The organism is Pseudomonas sp. SORGH_AS_0199 (assembly GCF_031453735.1).
In the GTDB taxonomy this organism is placed as follows: domain Bacteria; phylum Pseudomonadota; class Gammaproteobacteria; order Pseudomonadales; family Pseudomonadaceae; genus Chryseomonas; species Chryseomonas aestiva.
In genome coordinates, this window is record NZ_JAVJAE010000001.1 from 4,409,625 (window position 1) to 4,417,500 (window position 7,876).

Consider the following 7,876-nt stretch of genomic DNA (forward strand, 5'->3'; position numbering starts at 1 on the left):
ACTTCAGCTTTAGCGGCAGTGCCGGAGGAATCTTTATCGTCGCGGTGGCCAGGCTCGGTCCCGGTCGTCGCACTTCGAGCGGTACCCGGCGGTCAAGAAGGACAGGTCTTTGCCTGCGTTGAAAAAGCGCCACCCTCGCCCCATGTTGGCCTCACATCCAAGCCCAAGGTACGCCAATGAGCGATCAGGACAATCAAGCGGATATTCTCAGCGAAGAAGCCGGTCAGACCGGCCTGGTCCTGCCTGGCCAGAATCTTCCCGACAAGCTCTACGTCATTCCCATCCACAACCGGCCCTTCTTCCCGGCCCAGGTCCTGCCCGTCATCGTCAATGAAGAGCCCTGGGCGGAAACCCTGGAACTGGTGGCCAAGACCGACCACCACTGCCTGGCGCTGTTCTACATGGAGCAGCAGCCCGGCGATGCCGAGGGTTTCGATCCCGACCAGCTGCCGCAGCATGGCACCCTGGTGCGCATTCACCATGCCACCCGTCAGGACGGCAAGCTGCAGTTCGTCGCCCAGGGCCTGTCGCGGGTGCGCATCCGCGGCTGGCTGCGCCGGCAGCGCCCGCCCTACCTGGTGGAGGTCGAGCACCTGCGCCCCAACCCCGATCCCAGCGACGAGGTGAAGGCCTACGGCATGGCGCTGATCAACGCCATCAAGGAGCTGCTGCCGCTCAATCCGCTCTACAGCGAAGAGCTGAAGAACTATCTCAATCGCTTCAGCCCCAATGACCCCTCGCCGCTGACCGACTTCGCCGCCGCCCTCACCACCGCGCCGGGCGACGAACTGCAGCAGGTGCTCGATACCGTGCCCATGCTGCAGCGCATGGAAAAGGTCCTGCCGCTGCTGCGCAAGGAGGTCGAGGTCGCCCGCCTGCAGAAGGAGCTGTCCGCCGAGGTCAATCGCAAGATCAACGAGCGCCAGCGCGAATTCTTCCTCAAGGAGCAGCTCAAGCTGATCCAGCAGGAGCTGGGCATCACCAAGGACGATCGCAGCAGCGACATCGAAAGCTTCCGCCAGCGTCTGGAAGGCAAGAGCCTGCCCGAAGCCGCGCAGAAGCGTATCGAGGACGAGCTGAACAAGCTGTCCATCCTCGAGACCGGCTCGCCGGAATACGGTGTCACCCGCAACTACCTGGATTGGGCCACCGATCTGCCCTGGGGCGTCCACGGCCAGGACAAGCTCGACCTCAAGCACGCGCGCAAGGTACTCGACCGCCACCACGCCGGGCTCGATGACATCAAGAATCGCATCCTCGAATTCCTCGCCGTGGGCGCCTTCAAGGGTGAGGTGACCGGCTCCATCGTGCTGCTGGTGGGTCCGCCCGGGGTGGGCAAGACCAGCATCGGCAAATCCATCGCCGAATCCCTCGGCCGCCCCTTCTATCGCTTCAGCGTGGGTGGCATGAGGGACGAAGCCGAGATCAAGGGGCACCGGCGCACCTATATCGGTGCCATGCCCGGCAAGCTCGTCCAGGCGCTGCGCGACGTCAAGGTGATGAATCCGGTCATCATGCTCGACGAGATCGACAAGATGGGCCAGAGCTACCAGGGCGATCCGGCCTCGGCGCTGCTGGAGACCCTGGATCCGGAGCAGAACGTCGACTTCCTCGACCACTACCTGGATCTGCGCCTGGACCTGTCCAAGGTGCTGTTCGTCTGTACCGCCAACACCCTGGATTCCATCCCCGGCCCCCTGCTGGACCGCATGGAGGTCATCCGCCTTTCCGGCTACATCGCCGAGGAGAAGCAGGCCATCGCCAAGCGCCACCTCTGGCCCAAGCAGCTGGACAAGGCCGGGGTGCCCAAGGATCGCCTGACGCTTACCGACAGTGCCCTCAAGGCCCTGGTGGAGGGCTATGCCCGCGAAGCCGGCGTGCGCCAGCTGGAGAAGCAGCTGGGCAAGCTGGTGCGCAAGGCGGTGGTCAGGCTCATCGAGGATCCCAAGCTCAAGGTCAAGATCGGTGCCTCGGATCTCGAGGACTACCTCGGCATACCGCCTTTCCGCAAGGAGCAGGTGCTGTCCGGAGTCGGCATCATCACCGGCCTGGCCTGGACCAGCATGGGCGGCGCCACCCTGCCGATCGAGGCGACGCGCATCCATACCCTGAATCGCGGCTTCAAGCTCACCGGCAAGCTGGGTGACGTCATGAAGGAATCCGCCGAGATCGCCTACAGCTACGTCACCGCGCACCTCAAGGACTTCAAGGGCGATCCGAATTTCTTCGACCAGGCCTTCGTCCACCTGCACGTCCCCGAAGGCGCCACGCCCAAGGACGGCCCCAGCGCCGGCGTCACCATGGCCTCCGCCCTGCTGTCGCTGGCCCGCAACCAGGCGCCGAAGAAGAACGTGGCCATGACCGGCGAGCTGACCCTCACCGGTCAGGTACTGCCCATCGGCGGGGTACGCGAAAAGGTCATCGCCGCGCGACGGCAGAAGATCAGCGAACTGATCCTGCCGGAGCCCAATCGTGGTGACTTCGAAGAGCTGCCCGCCTATCTCAGGGAAGGGCTGACCGTCCACTTCGCCAAGCGCTTCGCCGACGTGGCCAAGGTGCTCTTCTAGTCTGACCGGCCAATCTCTTGGGGTATGCTCTGCGTTTTGCCGTCATACCCCGGAGGTTTTCATGTCCAACCGTCTTCTGTTCTGCGGCTGTCTGCTCCTGGCCGGCTGCAGTACCCAGCCGAGTGGCAACCTCATCCTGGGCGACGACAGCGACTGCACCCCGCTGGCCATGCACACGGGCCAGGAACTGACCCTGACCCTGCCCAGCGATCCCACCAGCGGCTATCGCTGGAGCATCCTCCAGCGTAGCGACAACCTCAGGCAACTCGGCCCGGAAGTCTTTCGCGAACAGCGCCAGGATCAGGGCGGCATCGGCAGCGCCGGTCAGTCCCTCTGGCGCTTCCGCGCCCAGAGCGCCGGCAGCGCCCATCTCGAACTCCAGGCCCGCCAGCCCTGGGATGCCGAAGCCGAGCCCCAGGCACGCTTCGACTGCCGTATCGAAATCCGCTGAAGCCACGTCCTGCAGTGCCTGCCGGGGGTACAATGCCCCCTTTCGATTTTCCAGGTACCGCCCATGAGCGAAGCCGACCGCCTGTTCGCGTCGCCGCAGCCTCCTGCCGACTTCACCTTCAACGAAGACGTGGTGCGCGTCTTTCCCGACATGATCAAGAGATCCGTGCCGGGCTATCCCACCATCGTCGAGAATCTTGGCGTCATCGCGGCGCGTTTCGCCCAGCCCAACAGCCGCCTCTATGATCTCGGCTGCTCCCTGGGCGCCGTGACCCAGGCCCTGCGCCGTCATGTCCGCGCCGAGGGTACCCGGGTGGTGGCCATCGACAATTCCACCGCCATGGTCACCCGCTGCCGCGAATACCTCAGCGCCCAGGATTCGATGCACGAGGAGTTGCTGCCGGTCGAAGTGGTGGAAGGTGACATCCTCGAGGTTCCGCTCGCAGCGGCCTCGGTGATCGCGCTCAACTTCACCCTGCAGTTCATCGCGCCGGAGCAGCGCCTGGGCCTGCTCAGCCGTCTGCGCAACAGCCTGCTGCCAGGAGGAGCCCTGCTGCTGTCGGAAAAGATCCGGTTCCCGGACGCTCAAACCCAGGCATTGCTCAACGGCCTGCACCTGGACTTCAAGAGAGCCAATGGCTACAGCGAACTGGAAATCGCCCAGAAACGCACCGCGCTGGAAAACGTCATGCTCACCGACACCCTGGCCGAACACCGGGCACGCCTGCAGGCCGCCGGTTTCACCACCGTCGAACCCTGGTTCCAGTGCCTCAACTTCACCTCCCTGATCGCCCTGCCATGACCCAGCCCCCTTACCTCGCAGACCTGCAACAGGCGCTAGCGGATACCCCGCTGGCCATCTGGTCCCAGTCCCTCGAAGCCGTCCTGGCCGCCAAGTACGCCCGTGGCCATGGCGATCTGCAGCGCTGGCAAGCGGGTATCGATGCGCTCCCCGAAATCGCTGTAGCAGCTGTCGACCTGCATGAGGCCGTGCGCCTCGCCGGCGCTCCTACCGCTGAGCAGCACCAGGTCCTGCGCGAGGCACTGCTGCAACTGCGGCCCTGGCGCAAGGGGCCCTTCCAGTTGTTCGATCTCCATCTGGACACCGAGTGGCGCTCCGACTGGAAGTGGGACCGGGTCGCCCCCCACCTGGATCTGCAGGGCAAACGCGTCCTGGATGTCGGCAGCGGCAACGGCTACTACCAGTGGCGCATGCTCGGTGCTGGAGCCAGCCTGGTCCTGGGCGTCGATCCCAACTGGCTGTTCCACTGCCAGTTCCAGGCCCTGCGGCGCTATCTGCCCGACCTGCCGACCTGGCACCTGCCACTGACCCTGGAAGAACTGCCCGCACTGGACGGCGGCTTCGATACCGTCTTCTCCATGGGCGTGCTCTACCATCGGCGCTCGCCCATCGACCACCTGCTGGACCTGAAGAACTGCCTCGACAGCGGCGGTGAGCTGGTCCTGGAAACCCTGGTCGTTGAGGGCGATGCCACCACCGTCCTGGTTCCCGAAGACCGCTATGCCCAGATGCGTAATGTCTGGTTCCTGCCCTCCGCGGCCGCGCTGCAACTCTGGCTGCAACGCGCAGGCTATCGTGACATCCGCCTGGTGGACCTTACCCCCACGACCGTAGACGAACAGCGCTCCACCGAATGGATGGGCTTCCAGTCGCTACCGGACTTCCTGAACCCGGAAGATCCCAGCCTGACCGTCGAAGGCCTCCCCGCCCCCCTGCGCGCGACCCTGATCGCCCGCAAACCCTGAACGCAAAAAGCCCGGCACATGCCGGGCTTTTTCTTGCTCGCGTAACGTTGTAGGGGGATTGGGCTGAGCCTGGCGAAGCCCAACCTCCGGAAGCCCCCCTCACCGCCTTGCCGCCGTTCGCTTGATCCCTGCAGCAGATCTCATCGTTGGGCTTCGCTGCGCTCAGCGCCAACCTACGATGATTCTGTGCCGTGCTTCCAACACAACAGCCCGGCGCAGCCGGGCTGTTGGGGCTCTTGGGCTCTTGCGGACGTAAAGCGGCACCTGCCTAGCAGGCACTACTCCAATGCCGCCGCCGCGCCCTTTTGGTCCCCTCTCCCCCCGGGAGAGGGCTAGGGTGAGGGCAACCTCAGCCACGCGGCTTCAGGCGTCCGCTAGCCAATTAGCTGCTCCCAGTCCTCAAGCCCCTGACGCCCGGCCAAACTTTTCCCGCCGCAAAGACAACACCCCCGCCAGAGTGAACTGAGCGGGGGTGCTGGGTGTTAGGCGCTTGACGATGACCTACTCTCACATGGGGAAACCCCACACTACCATCGGCGATGCATCGTTTCACTTCTGAGTTCGGGAAGGGATCAGGTGGTTCCAATGCTCTATGTTCGTCAAGCAATTCGGTTGGCTGACCAGGCGATAGAGCTGCCTGGCTGGCCCAATTGGGTCTGTGATCGAAGTAGACAACTCGTCTTGGGTCTTGCGAACCCACGCGCCCGTTTTCGGCGTCGTCTTCCTCACGCTCTGACACGCGGTCAGATTGTTTGGGTGTTATATGGTCAAGCCTCACGGGCAATTAGTATCGGTTAGCTCAACGCCTCACAGCGCTTACACACCCGACCTATCAACGTCGTAGTCTTCGACGGCCCTTCAGGAAGCTCAAGGCTCCAGTGAGATCTCATCTTGAGGCAAGTTTCCCGCTTAGATGCTTTCAGCGGTTATCTCTTCCGAACGTAGCTACCCGGCAATGCCACTGGCGTGACAACCGGAACACCAGAGGTTCGTCCACTCCGGTCCTCTCGTACTAGGAGCAGCCCCTCTCAAATCTCAAACGTCCACGGCAGATAGGGACCGAACTGTCTCACGACGTTCTAAACCCAGCTCGCGTACCACTTTAAATGGCGAACAGCCATACCCTTGGGACCGGCTTCAGCCCCAGGATGTGATGAGCCGACATCGAGGTGCCAAACACCGCCGTCGATATGAACTCTTGGGCGGTATCAGCCTGTTATCCCCGGAGTACCTTTTATCCGTTGAGCGATGGCCCTTCCATACAGAACCACCGGATCACTAAGACCTACTTTCGTACCTGCTCGACGTGTCTGTCTCGCAGTCAAGCGCGCTTTTGCCTTTATACTCTACGACCGATTTCCGACCGGTCTGAGCGCACCTTCGTACTCCTCCGTTACTCTTTAGGAGGAGACCGCCCCAGTCAAACTGCCCACCATACACTGTCCTCGATCCGGATAACGGACCAGAGTTAGAACCTCAAGATTGCCAGGGTGGTATTTCAAGGATGGCTCCACGCAGACTGGCGTCCACGCTTCAAAGCCTCCCACCTATCCTACACAAGCAAGCTCAAAGTCCAGTGCAAAGCTACAGTAAAGGTTCACGGGGTCTTTCCGTCTAGCCGCGGATACACTGCATCTTCACAGCGATTTCAATTTCACTGAGTCTCGGGTGGAGACAGCGCCGCCATCGTTACGCCATTCGTGCAGGTCGGAACTTACCCGACAAGGAATTTCGCTACCTTAGGACCGTTATAGTTACGGCCGCCGTTTACCGGGGCTTCGATCAAGAGCTTCGCTTGCGCTAACCCCATCAATTAACCTTCCGGCACCGGGCAGGCGTCACACCCTATACGTCCACTTTCGTGTTTGCAGAGTGCTGTGTTTTTAATAAACAGTCGCAGCGGCCTGGTATCTTCGACCGGCATGAGCTTACGGGGTAAACCCTTCACCCTCACCGGCGCACCTTCTCCCGAAGTTACGGTGCCATTTTGCCTAGTTCCTTCACCCGAGTTCTCTCAAGCGCCTTGGTATTCTCTACCCGACCACCTGTGTCGGTTTGGGGTACGGTTCCTAGTTACCTGAAGCTTAGAGGCTTTTCCTGGAAGCATGGCATCAACCACTTCTCCTTCTAAAAGAAGGATCGTCATCAGCTCTCGGCCTTAACTGTCCGGATTTACCTAAACAGTCAGCCTACCACCTTAAACTTGGACAACCAACGCCAAGCTGGCCTAGCCTTCTCCGTCCCCCCATCGCAGTAACTAGAAGTACGGGAATATTAACCCGTTTCCCATCGACTACGCCTTTCAGCCTCGCCTTAGGGACCGACTCACCCTGCGTCGATTAACGTTGCGCAGGAACCCTTGGTCTTTCGGCGTGCGAGTTTTTCACTCGCATTGTCGTTACTCATGTCAGCATTCGCACTTCTGATACCTCCAGCAAGCTTCTCAACTCACCTTCACAGGCTTACAGAACGCTCCTCTACCGCATCACCAAAGGTGATACCCGTAGCTTCGGTGCCTGGTTTGAGCCCCGTTACATCTTCCGCGCAGGCCGACTCGACTAGTGAGCTATTACGCTTTCTTTAAAGGGTGGCTGCTTCTAAGCCAACCTCCTAGCTGTCTAAGCCTTCCCACATCGTTTACCACTTAACCAGGACTTTGGGACCTTAGCTGACGGTCTGGGTTGTTTCCCTTTTCACGACGGACGTTAGCACCCGCCGTGTGTCTCCCATGCTCGGCACTTCTGGGTATTCGGAGTTTGCATCGGTTTGGTAAGTCGGGATGACCCCCTAGCCGAAACAGTGCTCTACCCCCCAGAGTGATACATGAGGCGCTACCTAAATAGCTTTCGAGGAGAACCAGCTATCTCCGAGCTTGATTAGCCTTTCACTCCGATCCACAAGTCATCCCCTGCCTTTTCAACGGAAGTGGGTTCGGTCCTCCAGTCAGTGTTACCTAACCTTCAACCTGCTCATGGATAGATCGCCCGGTTTCGGGTCTATTCCCAGCGACTAAACGCCCTATTAAGACTCGCTTTCGCTACGCCTCCCCTATTCGGTTAAGCTCGCCACTGAAAATAAGTCGCTGACCCATT

General features: G+C 61.0%; 4 protein-coding genes and 2 rRNA genes (1 of these 6 running past the window's edge). 4 read left to right on the plus strand and 2 right to left on the minus strand.

Going from position 1 to position 7,876, the window contains the following annotated elements; all coding sequences use genetic code 11:
* The first annotated feature begins 176 nt into the window (after nt 1-176).
* From lon to cmoB, 4 genes are all read left to right on the plus strand, one after another.
* Nucleotides 177-2,567 carry an endopeptidase La gene (lon, locus tag QE444_RS20660; RefSeq protein ID WP_273862978.1) on the plus strand — a complete coding sequence of 797 codons (2,391 nt, stop codon included), beginning with the start codon at nt 177-179 and terminating at the stop codon, nt 2,565-2,567.
* A 61-nt stretch (nt 2,568-2,628) separates the two neighbouring features.
* Complete coding sequence (locus tag QE444_RS20665; RefSeq protein ID WP_309741443.1) at nt 2,629-3,018, plus strand: protease inhibitor I42 family protein; 390 nt, start codon at nt 2,629-2,631, stop codon at nt 3,016-3,018.
* A gap of 63 nt (nt 3,019-3,081) precedes the next feature.
* On the plus strand, nt 3,082-3,819 hold the full coding sequence (cmoA, locus tag QE444_RS20670; protein WP_309741444.1) for a carboxy-S-adenosyl-L-methionine synthase CmoA: 738 nt from the start codon (nt 3,082-3,084) through the stop codon (nt 3,817-3,819).
* A complete protein-coding gene (gene cmoB / locus QE444_RS20675; protein WP_133862843.1) occupies nt 3,816-4,784 on the plus strand; it encodes a tRNA 5-methoxyuridine(34)/uridine 5-oxyacetic acid(34) synthase CmoB in 969 nt (322 codons plus the stop codon). Before cmoA ends, cmoB begins: the two co-directional genes overlap by 4 nt.
* A gap of 488 nt (nt 4,785-5,272) precedes the next feature.
* Here cmoB and rrf read toward each other — a convergent pair.
* Nucleotides 5,273-5,388: ribosomal RNA gene (gene rrf, locus QE444_RS20680) — 5S ribosomal RNA — on the minus strand.
* Between the two features lie 159 nt (nt 5,389-5,547).
* A 23S ribosomal RNA gene (locus QE444_RS20685) occupies nt 5,548-7,876 on the minus strand (it continues 564 nt past the right edge of the window).